This window comes from Neorhizobium sp. CSC1952 (genome assembly GCF_030378245.1).
Lineage (GTDB): Bacteria > Pseudomonadota > Alphaproteobacteria > Rhizobiales > Rhizobiaceae > Neorhizobium > Neorhizobium oryzae_A.
Genome location: NZ_CP128416.1, coordinates 1,516,628 through 1,532,174, shown reverse-complemented (window position 1 = coordinate 1,532,174; position 15,547 = coordinate 1,516,628). Strand labels below are relative to the sequence as shown.

The window sequence follows — 15,547 nt, the reverse complement described above, 5'->3', positions numbered from 1 at the left end:
CGTGGCCCGGAAAATTAACCACAAGTCGCAAAACCAAATGTCCGTTTTGCAGGAATTAACGCCTGGCCGCCCAGAGTGGTTTTCGCACGGGACGAACCATGCCATGCGCTTGCTGGTGCGGAGCTGTCCCGGAACGATACGGCGAGTTCTTCGTCGTTTGTATTTTCGGCAGGCAGGAGCCCGGCGGGCTTGAAAGGTGAGGAAAAGTGGCGGTCAGGACATCCATTCTCGACGTCGCGGCAGGTTCGACGGGCGTGCTGGCTTTCGTCGATCGGATGGAGACGGCTCGCTCCCGCATCGAGGAGCGCTTTCTCGAAGGTGGCGCCGCGCTCCTGTCGATCCTCGACGTGCTGAACAAGCTGATCGCCTCCCTCGACCAGTTGACCGGGTCGCTGGATGAGGGAACCGCGAATGCCACGATGGCCGAACTGAAGAGCACGGTCGATCGTCTTTCGCAGCTCACCGGCCTCGAAGCCACGCGTCAGGCGGGGTTCCAGGATATCGCCAGCACGGAGCGCAAGCTCGAGCCGCAGATCGGGGAAATGCAGGAGACGTTGCGCTACCTGCGCACCTTTGCCGTGACCGCCAAGATCACCGGCGCCGGCATCGCCGATTTCTCCGGTTTCGCGGAAGAGATCCTGGGAAGGATCCAGGAGGGCACGCGGCAGGTCAACGATTTTGCCGGCAAGCTCTCGACGCTTGGCCACGGCCTCGGGCCGGTGATGGCCAAGGGAAAGGTGATCCTGGCGAGCTACGACGAGACGGTGCCGCAAATCGTCGCCGGGCTCTCCGAAGGTGCCGCCGAGATCGCCAGGCACCGCAAGCTGCTCGTCGAGCGCGCCGCCAAGGTGCGCGCCGTTGCAGGCGGTATCCAGACGAAGCTCGCCTCGACGCTCTCGGCCATGCAGGTGGGGGACATCACCCGCCAGCGCATCGAACATTGCCAATCCGGCCTTCAGATCCTTTCCGATTATCTGGACTCCCCGGCAGGCGCCGTGCTCGGGGCCGAACAGCGCGAGAGCCTGTCGTTGATCGTCCGCAAGCTCGTATCGCTGCAGCTCGACCGGTCGATCTTCGATTTCGACCGTGACACGGCCAAGATCGTTGCCACCGTTGCGAGTTTCCGTTCCGACCTGTCGGAAATCGAGGCTCTGCGCGCCACGATGAGCGATGACGACGGCAGCGAGAACGACAATGCCATCCGCCAGCTCGAAAACGGCGTGGCAGCCGCCCGCGGTGCGGTGCGCGAGATCGAGGAAGTCGCCCGTCAGGCGGATGAACTCAGCCGCGCGACCTGTGATATCGTCCGCGAGCTGCTCGAAGGCATCGGCATCGTCCGTGCGGTGCGTACCGACATTCATTATATGGCGCTCAACACCAACCTGCGCTGCGGCAAGATCGGCGAGGAAGGCAAGGCGGTCAACGTCGTCACGGCCGAGTTGCGCAATTTCGCCGGCCAGCTCGACGAGACGGCGGAGAAGATCCTGACCGAACTTCAGGCGCTGGAGGCCGCCGCCAACAAGCTGATCGGCGTGCAAGACGGCGAGGAGAAGGAATGTCTCGACCAGCGCCTTGAAAAGGCACTGGAAAATATTCGAGCCGTCGGCGATCGCATGGATGCCCAGATGGCCGCTCTCGGCGAGCAGAGCAGGACGGCCGTTGGCGAGATGGATGCTTCGCTGGCGAGATTGAACTTCAATGCCGAGCTCGGCGAAGTGCTGCGCACCTGCGCCGAGGAAATGGAAATCGTGGAGGAGGTGTTTCAGGCACCGGGCCTCGAAGACGCGCTTGCCGATGTCGGCGGCCGCATTTTCCGCCTCTATACGATGGTGGCCGAGCGGGAACTGCATGCCGAAGTGCTCGGAACCGCTCCGCCGGTGGAAGCGCCCGCGGTCGCAGGCGCCATGTCCGACGAGGATATCGAGGACGCGCTCTTCTGATCCGGAAGGCGCTGCTACGGGTTGAACAGCAGGTTCGGGACGTAGAGCACGATCCCCGGCATGAAGATCAGAAGCAGCGTGACGAGCGACACGGCGATCAGGAACGGGATGGACTCCCGCGTATAGTCTTCGATCGGGCATCGCAATATCTGGCAGACGACGAACATCGCCCCGCCAACCGGCGGCGTATAGTTGCCGATCGTGGCGGCGATGATGAAGACCAGCCCGAAATGCACCGGATCGATGTTGTACTGCTCAAGGAGCGGCATGAAGATCGGTGTCAGCATGACGATCAGCACCGAGCCCTCCATGAAGGTGCCGGCGATCAGGATGAACAGCACGATGATCACCATGACGATGTCCGGATCGTCGGTGATGCCGAGCATCCAGCTGGAGATGACCTCGGGAATGCGCTCGAAGATGATGCCGTAGCCGAAGACCGCCGACAGCGCCAACAGGAACATTACCGCTCCGACATCGATGAGGCTTGCCTCGACCGCCTGCTTGAAGCTCGTCCAGGTCAGCATGCGATAGGCGAAGACGCCGACGAGAAAGGCGTAGACGACTGCGAAGGCGCCGATCTCCGATGGCGTGAAGACGCCGAAACGCAGGCCGATGATGAGGATGATGGGGAACAGGATGGCCCAGATGCCCGCAATCGAGGCCTTGGCGATCTCCGACGGCGTCGGCGCCCGGTCAAGTTCGGGCTTGTAGCCGCGCCTGCGGGCGGTGATCGAAATGGTGACGGCAAGCGCCGCCCAGAGCATGAAGCCCGGAATGATGCCGGCGGCGAAGAGCCGGCCGATCGAGACCTGCCCGACCGTACCGTAGAGGATGAAGCCGATGCCGGGCGGGATGATCGGCGCCATCAGCGAACCATAGGAGAGCACGCCTGCCGCATAGCCTTTCGAGAACCCGCGCTTCAGCATCTCGAAGCCGAGCAGGCGGGTGTTCATCGCGGCATCCGCAATCGAGGAGCCGGTGACGCCGCTCATCAGCGTCGAAAGGGCGATCGAAACCTGCGCCAGCCCGCCCTGCAGCCGCCCCGTCAGCACCGAGGCGAGCTTGAGCAGGTTGTGGGCGATGCCGGACGAGTTCAGGAAATTGCCGGCGAGGATGAAGAGCGGCACGGCGAGCAGCGCGAAATTCTGGGTTTCGGTGACGGTGAGCTGCACCGTCATGGTGCGCGGCAGTTCCGGGTTCTGCAGGAAGAAGACGACACCGGAAATGCCGACCGCAAAGGCGACTGGCATGCCGATGACCATCAGGATGGTGAAGACGATCGCGACCAGCAGCATGGAAACGCCTCAGACCACGTCGACGGCGGTATTGGCGACATATTCGCCGCGCAGTTCCGCCCGAATCCTGAGGATCGTCGTGGCGAGCAGCAGTGTGGCACCCACCGGAAGGCTCACCGTCACCCAGGAATAGCTGACCCAGGGAATGCCCTGGAAGGAGCGGATGCGGCTGATCCAGGTGAGATAGAAGCCGTAATACATGAGGAAGAGCAGGAAGGCGACGATCAGCAGGTAGTTGATCATGCGGAGCGCTTTCTGGGTCTTCTCCGGGAGCCGCTGCGTGACGACGTCGAGCGCCATCATGCTGTTGCGCCGCCATGCGATGTCGGCGGCAAGGAAGCAGGACCAGGCGAAAAGGCAGGTCGCAACGTCGATCGTCCAGTTCTGCGGATGACCGAAGAAACGGGCGAGCCCGCCCGTGAAGATCAGAACCGCCATGAGAATCAGAAACGAACCCGCGACGACAGCCTCGATCCTTCCGATGAAGTCGTAGAAGCGCATCATGATGTCTTCCTTTCGCGGACCGTTTCTGATCTCACCCCCCAGGTCATTTCTTGCCGAGTTCGGCCTGCACGGCATTCTTGGCATCGGTAATGCCGAGCTTCTCGTAAGCCGCCTCGCCGGCCTTCTTGAAAGCGGCGAGATCAATGTCGCTCACCACTTCCATGCCGCGCTTCTGCAGGTCCGCCTTGATGCTGTCGGCTGTCTCCGCGATCTTCTGCGAGGTCTCGCGGCCGGCCGCCTTGCATTCCTCGACGAGTGCCGCCTGGTATTCCGCCGGCAGCGTGTCGAACCACTGCGCGCTCACCACCTCGAAATTGATGAGCATGATGTGCTTCGTCTCGTTGGCGTATTTCAGCACCTCGTAGAAACGGCCGCCCGGAATGTTGGCGTAGACGAGCTCGACGCCGTCGATCGCCTGCTGCTGAAGCCCGGGATACATCTCGCCGAAAGCCATGGCGGTGGGAGCGGCGCCGAGCGCACGGATCGATTCCTGCCAGATCGGCGCCGGCGGCGTGCGGATGCGTAAGCCGGCCAGATCCTGCGGCGTCCTGATCGGCTTGTTGGTGAAGAAGTGGCGGAAGCCCTGCACCCAGTCGAAGCAGACGACCTTGAGCCCGTGTTGCGTGGCGAGCTCCTCCTGCCATTTCTTCAGCGACGGCGAGTCGGAAAGCTTCCAGACATCCTCCAGCGTATCGACAAAATAGGGACCGTTCATCACCGCGATGCTCGGGACGTAATTGCCGAGACGGGCGGAATCGGTGTTCTGGCCGACATTGGCGCCCTGGCGGATCTGCTCGATGATATCCTCTTCGACTCCGAGCTGGGCGCTGTGGAAGATCTCGATCTTCAGCCCGCCCTTGGTACGTTCCTCCACGCGCTTGGCCCAGTTCTGGAAGCCCGCATGGAAGGGCTCGCTCGGCGCCAGCACGTGGTTGAACCGCAGCGTGAATGTCTCCTGGGCGCCTGCGGGCGCGGCTGCGAATGCGGCAAGACCGGCGGCTGCCAGCAAACGCAGAAGTCTCTTGGCAGAAATGCGCATGCTTTCCTCCTTCATGTCGTTTCGACATTGTTTCATCCCGGCTCCTCGGCTGGGCTGTTCTCATGGCATTGTCGGCGGTGCCTTGATCCCGTATCGCTCCGCCAGTTTCGCAAAGGCTTCCTGCGTTGCCGGATCGAGCGGAATGCCGTGCGTCTCGCGCTCCTCGGCGATCGCCCATTCCCGGTCTCCCGGCGCCATGACCTTCATGCCTTCCCGTGCCGGCGAGCTGCGAAGCACCCCGACATAGCGCTGCATGCCGGCTTGGAACACGTCCTGCGGCACGAAGGCGCCTGGTTTCATCGCAAGCACGAAGGCGCCGAGGCCGCGCGGCGTGGAGAAATCCGGTCCGTTCATCGGCAAAAGGTCGAAACTCAACCGCATGCCGGAAAGAACCGCGCTAAGGATTTCCACCAGCCCCGCCAGGCCTGCACCCTTGAAACCGAACTCGCCGCCGACCGGCGCCAGCATTTCCACCAGCCAAGGGTCCTGCGTATCCCTGCCCTCGGCATCGGATGCGACGCCGGCCGGAAGTTCATGGCGCAGGCTGCGATAAAGCTTGACGCGGTTATAGGGGATCGCGCTGGTCGCCATGTCCAGGAACCATGGTTTCTGGCCCTCGATCGGAACGGCGAAGGAAATCGGGTTGGTGCCGTGGAAGCGCATCGCGCCGTCGTGCAGCCGCACGAAACTGTCCGAATTGCAGAAGGCGGCGCCGATGTACCCCTTGGCCGTAGCCTCCAGCGCATAGGCTCCGGCCGGTCCGAAATGCGAGCTGTTGCGGATCGAGACGGCCCCGATGCCGGCGGTTTCCGCAAGCTCGATCGCCTTTTCCATGGCGCGGTAGGCGGCGAGCGCCCCGTGGCCATGATCGGCGTCGAGCGAGGCGACGGCAGCGGTCGTCTGCGTGATCGCGAGGCTCGGCCGCGGGTTGACGCGCCCGCTGGTCATCACGTGGATATAATGGTCGAGAAGCCGGACACCATGGCTGTCCACCCCGAGCCGCGAACCGTGCATCATCGCCCGTGTCGCCGTATCCGCCGTCGCCTCGTCCGCGCCGGCGGCCAGAAATACGGCTCGGCAGAACCGCTCCACTTCGGCTGCCGGTGCATGGACCACGGCGTCTTCCAGGGATGCCGCGACGCTCATAACGTCTGTCCTCCGTCGACGATAAGCACCTGCCCGGTCATGAACGCCGTCTCGTCGCTGGCGAGGTAGACGGCGGCCGCGGCCATTTCTCCGACCGTGCCGAGCCGGCCCATCGGCTGGCGGGATATGAAAGTGCGGCGCATCTCCTCCGGATCGGCGCTTTGGTCGATCCGGCCTTGGAGCCCTGGAGACAGCGTCGTGCCGGGGCAGAGCGCATTGACGCGCACGCCGGCTGAAATCACGTCGCGGGCGACGGCCTTGGTCAGGCCGATCAGCGCCGCCTTGCTGGCGCCGTAGGCTGCCCGGTTCGCCACGCCGGTAATGCTGGAGGCGACCGAGGCGATGTTGACGATCGCACCGTTTTTCCGCTCGATCATCTGCGGCAGCACCGCCTTCATGGTGCGGAAGGCGGAGGTGACATTCTGATCGATGCTCTTTTGCCAGTCGTCCTCGTCGCAATCGAGGATCGTGCCGTTATGCACCCAGCCGGCACAGTTGACGAGAATATCGAGCCGCCCGGCTTCGGCGATGACTTTCTGCACGGCAGGCGCGTCGGTGACATCGAGCGCGGCGGTCCGGATAGCGGGGGAGTGATCCCGAAGATCGGTCATTTTTTCGGCCGTGCGGCTCGTCGCGACGACCTCCGCGCCTTCTGCGGCAAAGGCGATGGCGATCGCGTGGCCGATGCCTTGGCCCGCTCCCGTCACCAGGGCGCGCTTCTTGACCAATCGACCCACCATCCATGCTCCTCCCGCATCCGGCCAGTTCGAAGTCAACTAAAACGTATAAAGTGTACACTAGACGTCTTTTCGGTTTTGACAAGCGGATTTTTGGCTGTCGGAAAAGGTCTGGCACGGGCCCTACGAATTGAAGGAGCCGATCCGACCTGTTACTTTTCAGGGGGACGAGAGCTCGTTTCCACATGGATCGACGATCGGAAAACTTATCCCTTGGATAGAGGAAAGCGGGAGGAGACATGGCGCTGGAACGCTTGGCCGAACCAGGCCGGCAGCGGCCGAAGGCGACGGGCGGTGCTGCCCCCCGCCTTTACCAGCAGGTGTTCGAGATCATCGCCGGCCAGGTTTCCCAAGGGATGCTGGCGCCGGGAACCCGGGTGAACGAATCCTCCGTGGCCGAGCAGTTCGGAATCAGCCGCGCGCCGGCTCGTCAGGCGCTTGTCGAGCTCGAACGTCGCGGGTTTCTGGAAAAATCCCTGGGCCGCGGTTACGCGGTGCCTGTCTCGGCGCCCGACAAGGCGGCGGCCCCGGCGCCGCCGGCCGAGGCCGCCGAGGAATTGCGCCTGACCCAGCTTTCGAGCTGGGAGAAAATCTATGGAGAGGTGGAGAGCGAGATCGCCGCCCGCTGTTCCTTCGCCGGCTGGCGCGTCAACGAAACGGAACTTGCCCGCTTCTACGATGTCAGCCGCACCGTGGCGCGCGACGTGGTCGGCCGGCTCCAGCAGCGCGGCATCGTCCGTAAGGACGATCGCTCCCGCTGGATCGCACCGGCCATGACGCCCGACCATGTGGGCGAGCTCTATGAGTTGCGCTGGCTTCTGGAACCGGTGGCGCTCGAAAAGGCGGCGCCCCACGTGCCGCCCGCGCTGCTTGCAGCGATGCGCGCCGATCTCGAGACCGCGGTCGAGAATGCCGGCGAGCTGACCGGTCCGGATCTCGACCGGCTGGAAGAGGACTTGCATGTGACCCTGCTTGGCCATTGCCGAAATCGCACGCTGATGCAGGCGATCAGTCTGCCGCAGGCGCTTCTGGTAACGCATCGTTTTCTCTATCAATGGATGCCGCGGCTCTTCGGCACCGAACCCTTTCTGGCCGAGCATATCGAGGTCGTCGGCCGCCTGCAGGCCGGCAGGATAGAGGAAGCGGCCCAATTGCTGAAACGGCACCTGCAGGTCTCCCGCGAAAGGGCGATCGACCGCATCATCATGGTGACCCGGCAGGTGCATCCCCATGACCTGCCCTATCTCGAAAAACTCGATTGAGGCTGCGGCGGCCGATATTCGATGTTGATATAAAGCGGTCTTGAAGCCTTGACCTTTGGCAGCATCTCAGCCATTTGGACCGCCTTTGCTTGACGAAGCGCCCGGTCGGGACGAACCCCGCCGGCGTTATGGAAGAGAAACAAGATGACCAAGGCTACATCCTCGGCGCCCTCCCAGCGCATGCTTCGCGTTGGCGAACAGGTCCGCGCCGCCATAACCCAGGTCCTGCAGCGCGGCGAAGTGCGCGATGACCTGATCGAAAAGACGGTGATCTCGGTCTCCGAAGTGCGCATGTCGCCGGACCTCAAGATCGCCACCGCCTATGTGACGCCGCTCGGGCTTCCGGACCATGCGGCCGTCATCGAGGCGCTGAACCGCCATGCGAAATTCATTCGCGGCCGTCTCGGCGGCCAGCTCCGGCAGATGAAATACATGCCGGAGGTCCGCTTCCGCGACGATACGAGCTTCGACAATTACAAGAAGATCGACGATCTCCTGCGCTCGCCCGAGGTTCAGCGGGACCTCGAAGACGGCGACGAAGACAAAGAATAACCAAGAGTACGCATGTCCAAACCAAAGAAACCCAAGGGCCGCCTGGTCTCCGGCTGGCTGATCCTCGACAAGCCGGTGGATTTCGGCTCGACCGAAGCCGTCTCCAAGATCAAGTGGCTGTTCAACGCCCAGAAGGCGGGCCATGCCGGCACGCTCGATCCTCTCGCCTCCGGCATGCTGCCGATCGCGCTCGGCGACGCCACCAAGACCGTTCCCTATGTCATGGACGGCCGCAAGATCTATGAATTCGCCGTCACCTGGGGCGAGGAGCGTTCGACCGACGATCTCGAAGGCGAAGTGACCGCGACCTCGGACAAACGTCCGGCGGAACAGGCGATCCGTGACCTTCTGCCGAGCTATACCGGGACGATTACGCAGGTTCCGCCGCAGTTTTCGGCGATCAAGATCGCCGGCGAGCGGGCTTATGATCTTGCCCGCGACGGCGAGACGGTGGAAATTCCCTCCCGCGAGGTGGAGATCTTCCGCCTGACGCTGCTTGGAGCCACGGCCGACAAGGCGCATTTCGAGGTGGAATGCGGCAAGGGCACCTATGTCCGGGCGCTGGCGCGCGATTTCGGCCGCGAACTCGGCTGCTATGGACATATTTCGGAACTGCGCCGCACTTTCGTGGCGCCGTTCGCGGAAGACCGGATGGTACCGCTCGCCGATCTCGTGGCGCTCGAGAAGATCGAGGACCGCGACGAACGTCTGGCCGCTCTCGACGAATACCTGATCGACACGGCCGAGGCGCTTTCCAACCTGCCGCATCTGCCGGTGACCGACGATCAGGCGCACCGGCTGAAGATGGGAAATCCGGTGATCCTGCGCGGCCGCGACGCGCCGGTGGCGGAGACGGAAGCCTATGCGACGGCCCGGGGGAAACTGATCGCCATCGGAGAGATCGGCCAGGGCGAGTTCCGCCCGAAGCGCGTGTTCGGCTGAGCGAAACATCGGCTCTTCCAATCCGCACATGAATGGTTTATAGGCAGCGCCAGCATAAAGGCGGCTTTTGGCGCTCCTTTTGCTTTTAACGGCCAAGGCTGGACGACATCCCGGCTTTTGGCGTCCTCAACTCCTCTCCATAGAAAGGATCGTTCGATGTCGATCACTGCCGAGCGCAAGGCTGCGCTCATCAAGGAATACGCAACCGCCGAAGGCGATACCGGTTCCCCGGAAGTCCAGGTCGCAATCCTCACGGAGCGCATCAACAACCTGACCGAACACTTCAAGGACCACAAGAAGGACAATCACTCCCGCCGTGGTCTTCTGACGCTGGTTTCGAGCCGCCGCTCGCTTCTTGACTATCTCAAGAAGAAGGACGAAGCGCGCTACACCAAGCTGATCGGCAGCCTGGGTATCCGCCGCTGACAAATCTTCCGGCGGGCCTGGAGACAGCGCCCGCCGGACGTTTTCGGGTCAGACCCGATGAAATGCTCAAGCCGCGCGCTAGATTCGCGCGGTATGAACCGACGGCGGGCCCGGATGGGCCGGATCCGCCACCAATCACCGACCTGTCATGGGGCAGGATTGCCGGATGCTTTCGGCCAATGATCCAGGGGAAACCCAACGGAGCTTTGGCCAGGTTTCTCCGTAAAGGGGAGCCGATGATCGCAAAGCCTCCCGTTGTCTTGCCCATGATGAGTCACATTGATTGCGGTCGATCATGCGCTGCGCCGGAATTGGCGATGCGCGTCGCCCCGCATTGAAGGACAAGACATGTTCAATACTCACTCCGTCGAAATCGAATGGGCCGGCCGCCCGCTCAAGCTGGAAACGGGCAAGATTGCCCGCCAGGCTGACGGCGCCGTCCTCGCCACCTACGGCGAAACCGTCGTTCTCGCCACCGTCGTTTCCGCCAAGGCGCCGAAGCCGGGCCAGGACTTCTTCCCGCTCACCGTCAACTACCAGGAAAAGACCTATGCCGCCGGCAAGATCCCGGGCGGCTACTTCAAGCGCGAAGGCCGTCCGAGCGAAAACGAGACCCTCGTTTCCCGCCTGATCGACCGCCCGATCCGCCCGCTCTTCCCGGAAGGCTACAAGAACGACACGCAGGTCGTCGTCACGGTCGTTCAGCATGACCTGGAAAACAATCCCGATGTACTGTCCATGGTCGCCACCTCGGCGGCCCTGACGCTCTCCGGCATTCCCTTCATGGGCCCGATCGGCGGCGCCCGCGTCGGTTACATCAACGGCGAATACGTTCTGAACCCGCATCTCGACGAGATGGACGAGTCGAGCCTCGACCTCGTCGTCGCCGGCACCTCCGACGCCGTCCTGATGGTTGAATCGGAAGCCAAGGAACTCAACGAAGAAGTCATGCTCGGCGCCGTCATGTTCGGCCATCGCGGCTTTCAGCCGGTCATCGACGCGATCATCAAGCTCGCCGAAGTCGCCGCCAAGGAGCCCCGCGACTTCCAGCCGGAAGACTATTCCGAGCTCGAAGCCGAAATGCTGCAGCATTTCGAAGCTGAACTCCGCGAAGCCTACAAGATCACCCAGAAGGCCGAACGCTACGCTGCCGTCGACGCCGTCAAGGACAAGGTGAAGGCACGCTTCCTGCCGGAAGAAGGCGAAGCCAAGTATACGGCTGAAGAAGTCGGCGCGATCTTCAAGCACCTGCAGGCCAAGATCGTCCGCTGGAACATCCTCGACACCAAGAGCCGCATCGACGGCCGCGACCTCGAAACGGTCCGCCCGATCGTCGCCGAAGTCGGTCTCCTGCCGCGCACCCACGGTTCGGCGCTCTTCACCCGCGGCGAAACCCAGGCGATCGTCGTCGCCACCCTCGGTACCGGCGAAGACGAGCAGTATGTCGACAGCCTCACGGGCATGTACAAGGAGCAGTTCATGCTCCACTACAACTTCCCGCCCTATTCCGTCGGTGAAACGGGCCGCATGGGTTCGCCGGGCCGCCGCGAAATCGGCCATGGCAAGCTCGCATGGCGCGCCATCCATCCGATGCTGCCGACCGCCGAGCAGTTCCCCTACACGCTGCGCGTCGTCTCGGAAATCACCGAGTCCAACGGTTCGTCCTCCATGGCGACCGTCTGCGGCACCTCGCTCGCTCTCATGGACGCCGGCGTTCCGCTGGCAAAGCCGGTTGCCGGTATCGCCATGGGCCTGATCCTCGAAGGCGACCGCTTCGCGGTTCTCTCCGATATCCTGGGTGACGAAGACCACCTCGGCGACATGGACTTCAAGGTCGCAGGCACGGAAAACGGCATCACCTCGCTGCAGATGGACATCAAGATCGCCGGTATCACCGAAGAGATCATGAAGGTCGCGCTCAGCCAGGCACAGGGCGGCCGCAAGCATATCCTCGGCGAGATGGCCAAGGCCATCACCGAAAGCCGCGGCCAGCTCGGCGAATTCGCACCGCGCATCGAAGTGATGAACATTCCGGTCGACAAGATCCGCGAAGTCATCGGTTCGGGTGGCAAGGTCATCCGCGAAATCGTCGAGAAGACCGGTGCCAAGATCAACATCGAGGACGACGGCACCGTCAAGATCGCCTCTTCCTCCGCCAAGGAGATCGAAGCGGCCCGCAAATGGATCCACTCGATCGTTGCCGAGCCGGAAGTCGGCCAGATCTATGAAGGCACGGTCGTCAAGACCGCCGATTTCGGCGCTTTCGTGAATTTCTTCGGCGCCCGCGACGGCCTCGTGCATATCTCGCAGCTCGCTGCCGATCGCGTCGCCAAGACGACCGATGTCGTCAAGGAAGGCGACAAGGTCTGGGTCAAGCTGATGGGCTTCGATGAGCGCGGCAAGGTTCGCCTGTCGATGAAGGTCGTCGATCAGGCCACCGGCCAGGAAATCGTCCAGGAGAAGAAGAAGGCTGAAGGCGAAGCCGCCGAATAAGCTTCCTTCCTCTTCAAGAGAAACGAGGCGCGGAAGCTTTTTCCGCGCCTTTTCTGTATCCGTGAGCCGAGAACACGCCATGAGCCGAGACGCCCTGAAAACCCTCTTCCATCCTTTCGCCACCGAGGCTGTCCGAATTCCCGGTGAAGGTGAACGCGTGATCTTCCTGGGCGCCGAGGCCGGCAATGTGCTGCCGGACGGGTTTAATGCGGACATCACGGCGGTGCAGCCGTTCCGGCCGCTTTTCCGCGCTTTGCGGGAAGGCGCCGTTCCCGAAGCCGAGGGCGGAGATTACGACGCAGCGCTGGTGCTCTGCGGAAAACATCGCGGCGAAAACGAGAACCGCGTTGCCGAAGCCCTGGAGCGGGTGAGGGCAGGCGGCATGATCGTGGTTGCCGGCGGCAAGGAGGACGGCATTCAGCCGCTTCGCAACACGCTTCTGAAGCTTGGTCTGCAGATCGACTACACGCCGAAATATCATGGTGTGGCGATCTGGTTCGCCTGTCCGCAGAATGCCGAAGCGGCGATCGCGGCATTGAAGAAATTGCCTGTCGTGGTCGAAGGCCGCTTCGAGGCGGCGCCCGGCATGTTCTCGCATGATCGGGTCGATGCAGGCTCGGAACTGCTCGCGGGGCGCCTGCCGACGGATTTCGACGGCAATGCCGCCGATTTCGGCGCAGGCTGGGGCTATCTCTCGGTGATGCTGAAAGAAAAGTCGCCGCGCGTGAACCGCATCGATCTTTATGAGGCCGATTACCGGGCATTGGAATTCGCCAAGCGCAACCTTGAGCGCGATTGCCCCGACCTCGATGCCCGCTTCTACTGGCAGGATCTCGGCGCAGAGCCGGTGAGGGAGAAATACGACCTCGTCGTCATGAACCCGCCCTTCCATGAGACGCAGGCCGCCGATCCGGAGCTCGGCAAGGCGATGATCCGCAGCGCCGCATCTGCGCTGAAGAACGGCGGGCGGTTGATGCTGGTCGCCAACCGCGGCCTGCCCTACGAGCCGGTACTGGCGGAAGGTTTCCGCGAGCATGGCGAAACCTGCCGCAATGCTCGCTTCAAGGTGCTATGGGCCCGGAAGTAAACAACAAAAAGCCCCGCATTTGGCGGGGCTTTTTGTTTGACCGATTCGGGCTCGCCTACTCCGCGTCCGCCTTGCGCAGCTTGTCGAGCGTCGGCAATGACGTGATGCTGTAGCCGGCGTCGACGTAGTGGACTTCGCCGGTGACGCCGCGGGAAAGATCGGACAGGAGGTAAAGCGCCGAGCCGCCGATATCCTCGATCGTCGCGGTGCGACGGAGCGGCGAGTTCTGCTGGTTCCAGGAATAGATGGCGCGGGCATCCGAAATCCCGGCGCCTGCCAGCGTGCGCACCGGGCCGGCGGAGATCGTGTTGACGCGGATATCGCGTGGGCCGTAGTCCGCGGCCAGATAGCGCACGGAGGCTTCCAGGGCCGCCTTGGCGACACCCATGACGTTGTAGTTCGGGATCACGCGCTGCGAGCCGTTATAGGTCAGCGTCAGCATCGAACCGCCGTTCGGCATGAGTTCTGCGGCCCGCTTGGCGATTTCCGTGAAGGAGAAGCAGGAAATCACCATAGTGCGGCTGAAGTTCTCGCGGGTGGTGTCGGCGTAGAGGCCCTTCAGCTCGTTCTTGTCGGAAAAGCCGATCGCATGGACGAGGAAGTCGAGTGTGCCCCATCGTTCCTTGATCGCCGCGAATGCTGCGTCGACCGAGGCGATGTCCTCCACGTCGCAAGGCACGACGAAATCGGACCCGAGTTCCGCAGCAAGCGGCTTGACGCGCTTGCCGAGCGCTTCGCCCTGATAGGTGAAAGCCACCTCGGCGCCCTGGGCGGCCACGGCCTTGGCAATCCCCCAGGCGATCGAATGATTGTTGGCGACCCCCATGATCAGGCCGCGTTTCCCCTGCATGATTCCGCTCATGGAATTATCCGTTATAGCGCTGGAAGACGAGCGTGGCGTTGGTGCCGCCGAACCCGAAGGAATTGGAAAGAACCGTGTCGATCTTGGCATCGTCGATCCGCTTACGGACGATCGGCACGCCATCGAATTCCGGATCGAGATTGTCGATATGGGCGCTTTCGCCGATGAAGCGCTCCTGCATCATCAGAAGTCCGTAGATCGATTCCTGTACGCCGGCACCGCCGAGCGAATGGCCGGTGAGAGACTTGGTGGACTGGATATACGGCATCCTGTCGCCGAACACTTCGCGGATCGCTCCGATCTCCTTGGAGTCGCCGACCGGCGTCGAGGTGCCATGGGTGTTGATGTAGTCCACATCGCCCTTCACGGTCGCAAGCGCCTGCCGCATGCAGCGCACCGCGCCTTCGCCTGAAGGTGCGACCATATCGTAGCCGTCCGAAGTCGCGCCGTAGCCGACGATCTCGGCATAGATCTTGGCGCCGCGCGCTTTCGCGCGCTCCAGCTCTTCCAACACCAGCACGCCGGCGCCGCCGGCGATCACGAAGCCGTCGCGGTCGACGTCATAGGCCCGAGAGGCCCTTTCCGGCTGGTTGTTGAACTTGGTGGACATGGCGCCCATGGCGTCGAAGAGATTCGACATGGTCCAGTCGAGGTCCTCGTGGCCGCCGGCGAACATCACGTCCTGCTTGCCCCACTGGATCATTTCGGCGGCGTTGCCGATGCAATGCGCCGAGGTCGAGCAGGCCGACGAGATCGAATAGTTCACTCCGTGGATCTTGAACCAGGTGGCGAGCGTCGCCGAAGCCGTCGACGACATGGCCTTCGGCACCGCGAACGGGCCGATGCGCTTCGGGCTGTTGTTCTTGACGGTGATTTCGGCGGCTTCGATCAGGGTTCGGGTCGAAGGGCCGCCCGAGCCCATGATGATGCCGGTGCGCTCGTTTTCGCTGATGTCCTTTTCCTCAAGGCCGGAATCGGCGATCGCCTGTTTCATGGCGACGTGGTTCCAGGCACCGCCCTGGGAGAGGAAACGCATGGCGCGGCGGTCGACCAGGTCGGTCGGATCGAGAGCGGGTCTGCCCCAGACCTGGCACTTGAAGCCGTGTTCGGCGAAATCGGGGGAGAATGAAATGCCGGACTTTGCCTGACGCAACGATTCGGTGACTTCGGCGGCATCGCTTCCGATCGAGGATACGATACCGAGACCCGTGACAACTACCCGTCTCATCTCATCAAAACCTTTTCTCTCTGTTCTTCTT

The 15,547-nt window shown here is 62.7% G+C and carries 14 protein-coding genes; 7 read left to right on the top strand and 7 right to left on the bottom strand.

Annotation, left to right across the window (positions count from 1 at the left end; all coding sequences use genetic code 11):
* The first annotated feature begins 206 nt into the window (after positions 1–206).
* Positions 207–1,940: a chemotaxis protein gene (locus tag QTA58_RS07870; protein WP_289672333.1), complete on the top strand. Its 1,734-nt coding sequence runs from the start codon at positions 207–209 to the stop codon at positions 1,938–1,940.
* Positions 1,941–1,954: 14 nt separating this feature from the next.
* On the opposite strand, the gene QTA58_RS07865 is transcribed toward QTA58_RS07870, so the two are convergent.
* Genes QTA58_RS07865 through QTA58_RS07845 form a run of 5 tightly spaced genes read right to left on the bottom strand, consistent with a single transcriptional unit; the run spans position 1,955 to position 6,667 of the window.
* The gene (locus tag QTA58_RS07865) at positions 1,955–3,238 is read right to left on the bottom strand and encodes a TRAP transporter large permease (RefSeq protein WP_289672332.1); all 1,284 of its coding nucleotides are present in this window, start codon (positions 3,236–3,238) and stop codon (positions 1,955–1,957) included.
* 9 nt (positions 3,239–3,247) lie between these two features.
* Positions 3,248–3,742, bottom strand: coding sequence for a TRAP transporter small permease (locus QTA58_RS07860; RefSeq protein WP_289672331.1), 495 nt, complete (start codon positions 3,740–3,742; stop codon positions 3,248–3,250).
* Between the two features lie 43 nt (positions 3,743–3,785).
* The gene (locus QTA58_RS07855; RefSeq protein WP_085421824.1) at positions 3,786–4,781 is read right to left on the bottom strand and encodes a C4-dicarboxylate TRAP transporter substrate-binding protein; all 996 of its coding nucleotides are present in this window, start codon (positions 4,779–4,781) and stop codon (positions 3,786–3,788) included.
* Between the two features lie 60 nt (positions 4,782–4,841).
* Complete coding sequence (locus QTA58_RS07850) at positions 4,842–5,927, bottom strand: Ldh family oxidoreductase (RefSeq protein WP_289672330.1); 1,086 nt, start codon at positions 5,925–5,927, stop codon at positions 4,842–4,844.
* A complete protein-coding gene (locus QTA58_RS07845; RefSeq protein ID WP_289672329.1) occupies positions 5,924–6,667 on the bottom strand; it encodes an SDR family oxidoreductase in 744 nt (247 codons plus the stop codon). Before QTA58_RS07845 ends, QTA58_RS07850 begins: the two co-directional genes overlap by 4 nt.
* 236 nt (positions 6,668–6,903) lie before the next feature.
* Between QTA58_RS07845 and QTA58_RS07840 the strand changes: the two genes are divergently transcribed.
* The 6 genes from QTA58_RS07840 (at position 6,904) to QTA58_RS07815 (ending at position 13,426) form a co-directional block, all read left to right on the top strand.
* Complete coding sequence (locus QTA58_RS07840; protein ID WP_289672328.1) at positions 6,904–7,926, top strand: GntR family transcriptional regulator; 1,023 nt, start codon at positions 6,904–6,906, stop codon at positions 7,924–7,926.
* 144 nt (positions 7,927–8,070) lie between these two features.
* Entirely contained in the window at positions 8,071–8,478 is a 408-nt protein-coding gene (gene rbfA, locus QTA58_RS07835; RefSeq protein WP_085421828.1) for a 30S ribosome-binding factor RbfA, read from the top strand.
* A 12-nt stretch (positions 8,479–8,490) separates the two neighbouring features.
* Positions 8,491–9,420: a tRNA pseudouridine(55) synthase TruB gene (gene truB / locus QTA58_RS07830; RefSeq protein ID WP_289672327.1), complete on the top strand. Its 930-nt coding sequence runs from the start codon at positions 8,491–8,493 to the stop codon at positions 9,418–9,420.
* Between the two features lie 156 nt (positions 9,421–9,576).
* Positions 9,577–9,846, top strand: coding sequence for a 30S ribosomal protein S15 (gene rpsO, locus QTA58_RS07825; RefSeq protein WP_085421830.1), 270 nt, complete (start codon positions 9,577–9,579; stop codon positions 9,844–9,846).
* A 348-nt stretch (positions 9,847–10,194) separates the two neighbouring features.
* Positions 10,195–12,339: a polyribonucleotide nucleotidyltransferase gene (pnp, locus tag QTA58_RS07820; RefSeq protein WP_289672326.1), complete on the top strand. Its 2,145-nt coding sequence runs from the start codon at positions 10,195–10,197 to the stop codon at positions 12,337–12,339.
* 79 nt (positions 12,340–12,418) lie between these two features.
* Positions 12,419–13,426: a class I SAM-dependent methyltransferase gene (locus QTA58_RS07815; protein WP_289672325.1), complete on the top strand. Its 1,008-nt coding sequence runs from the start codon at positions 12,419–12,421 to the stop codon at positions 13,424–13,426.
* A 55-nt stretch (positions 13,427–13,481) separates the two neighbouring features.
* On the opposite strand, the gene fabI is transcribed toward QTA58_RS07815, so the two are convergent.
* Together fabI and fabB are read right to left on the bottom strand one after the other, a co-directional pair.
* Entirely contained in the window at positions 13,482–14,288 is an 807-nt protein-coding gene (gene fabI / locus QTA58_RS07810; RefSeq protein ID WP_085421833.1) for an enoyl-ACP reductase FabI, read from the bottom strand.
* 4 nt (positions 14,289–14,292) lie between these two features.
* A complete protein-coding gene (fabB, locus tag QTA58_RS07805) occupies positions 14,293–15,516 on the bottom strand; it encodes a beta-ketoacyl-ACP synthase I (RefSeq protein WP_085421834.1) in 1,224 nt (407 codons plus the stop codon).
* Positions 15,517–15,547: the final 31 nt, after the last annotated feature.

Bases quoted from the DNA above. Each gene is read 5' to 3' on its own strand.
- QTA58_RS07865 (WP_289672332.1), bottom strand. From the start codon at position 3,238: ATGCTGCTGGTCGCGATCGTCTTCACCATCCTGATGGTCATCGGCATG.
- QTA58_RS07860 (WP_289672331.1), bottom strand. From the start codon at position 3,742: ATGATGCGCTTCTACGACTTCATCGGAAGGATCGAGGCTGTCGTCGCG.
- QTA58_RS07855 (WP_085421824.1), bottom strand. From the start codon at position 4,781: ATGCGCATTTCTGCCAAGAGACTTCTGCGTTTGCTGGCAGCCGCCGGT.
- QTA58_RS07850 (WP_289672330.1), bottom strand. From the start codon at position 5,927: ATGAGCGTCGCGGCATCCCTGGAAGACGCCGTGGTCCATGCACCGGCA.
- QTA58_RS07845 (WP_289672329.1), bottom strand. From the start codon at position 6,667: ATGGTGGGTCGATTGGTCAAGAAGCGCGCCCTGGTGACGGGAGCGGGC.
- QTA58_RS07840 (WP_289672328.1), top strand. From the start codon at position 6,904: ATGGCGCTGGAACGCTTGGCCGAACCAGGCCGGCAGCGGCCGAAGGCG.
- rbfA (WP_085421828.1), top strand. From the start codon at position 8,071: ATGACCAAGGCTACATCCTCGGCGCCCTCCCAGCGCATGCTTCGCGTT.
- truB (WP_289672327.1), top strand. From the start codon at position 8,491: ATGTCCAAACCAAAGAAACCCAAGGGCCGCCTGGTCTCCGGCTGGCTG.
- rpsO (WP_085421830.1), top strand. From the start codon at position 9,577: ATGTCGATCACTGCCGAGCGCAAGGCTGCGCTCATCAAGGAATACGCA.
- pnp (WP_289672326.1), top strand. From the start codon at position 10,195: ATGTTCAATACTCACTCCGTCGAAATCGAATGGGCCGGCCGCCCGCTC.
- QTA58_RS07815 (WP_289672325.1), top strand. From the start codon at position 12,419: ATGAGCCGAGACGCCCTGAAAACCCTCTTCCATCCTTTCGCCACCGAG.
- fabI (WP_085421833.1), bottom strand. From the start codon at position 14,288: ATGAGCGGAATCATGCAGGGGAAACGCGGCCTGATCATGGGGGTCGCC.
- fabB (WP_085421834.1), bottom strand. From the start codon at position 15,516: ATGAGACGGGTAGTTGTCACGGGTCTCGGTATCGTATCCTCGATCGGA.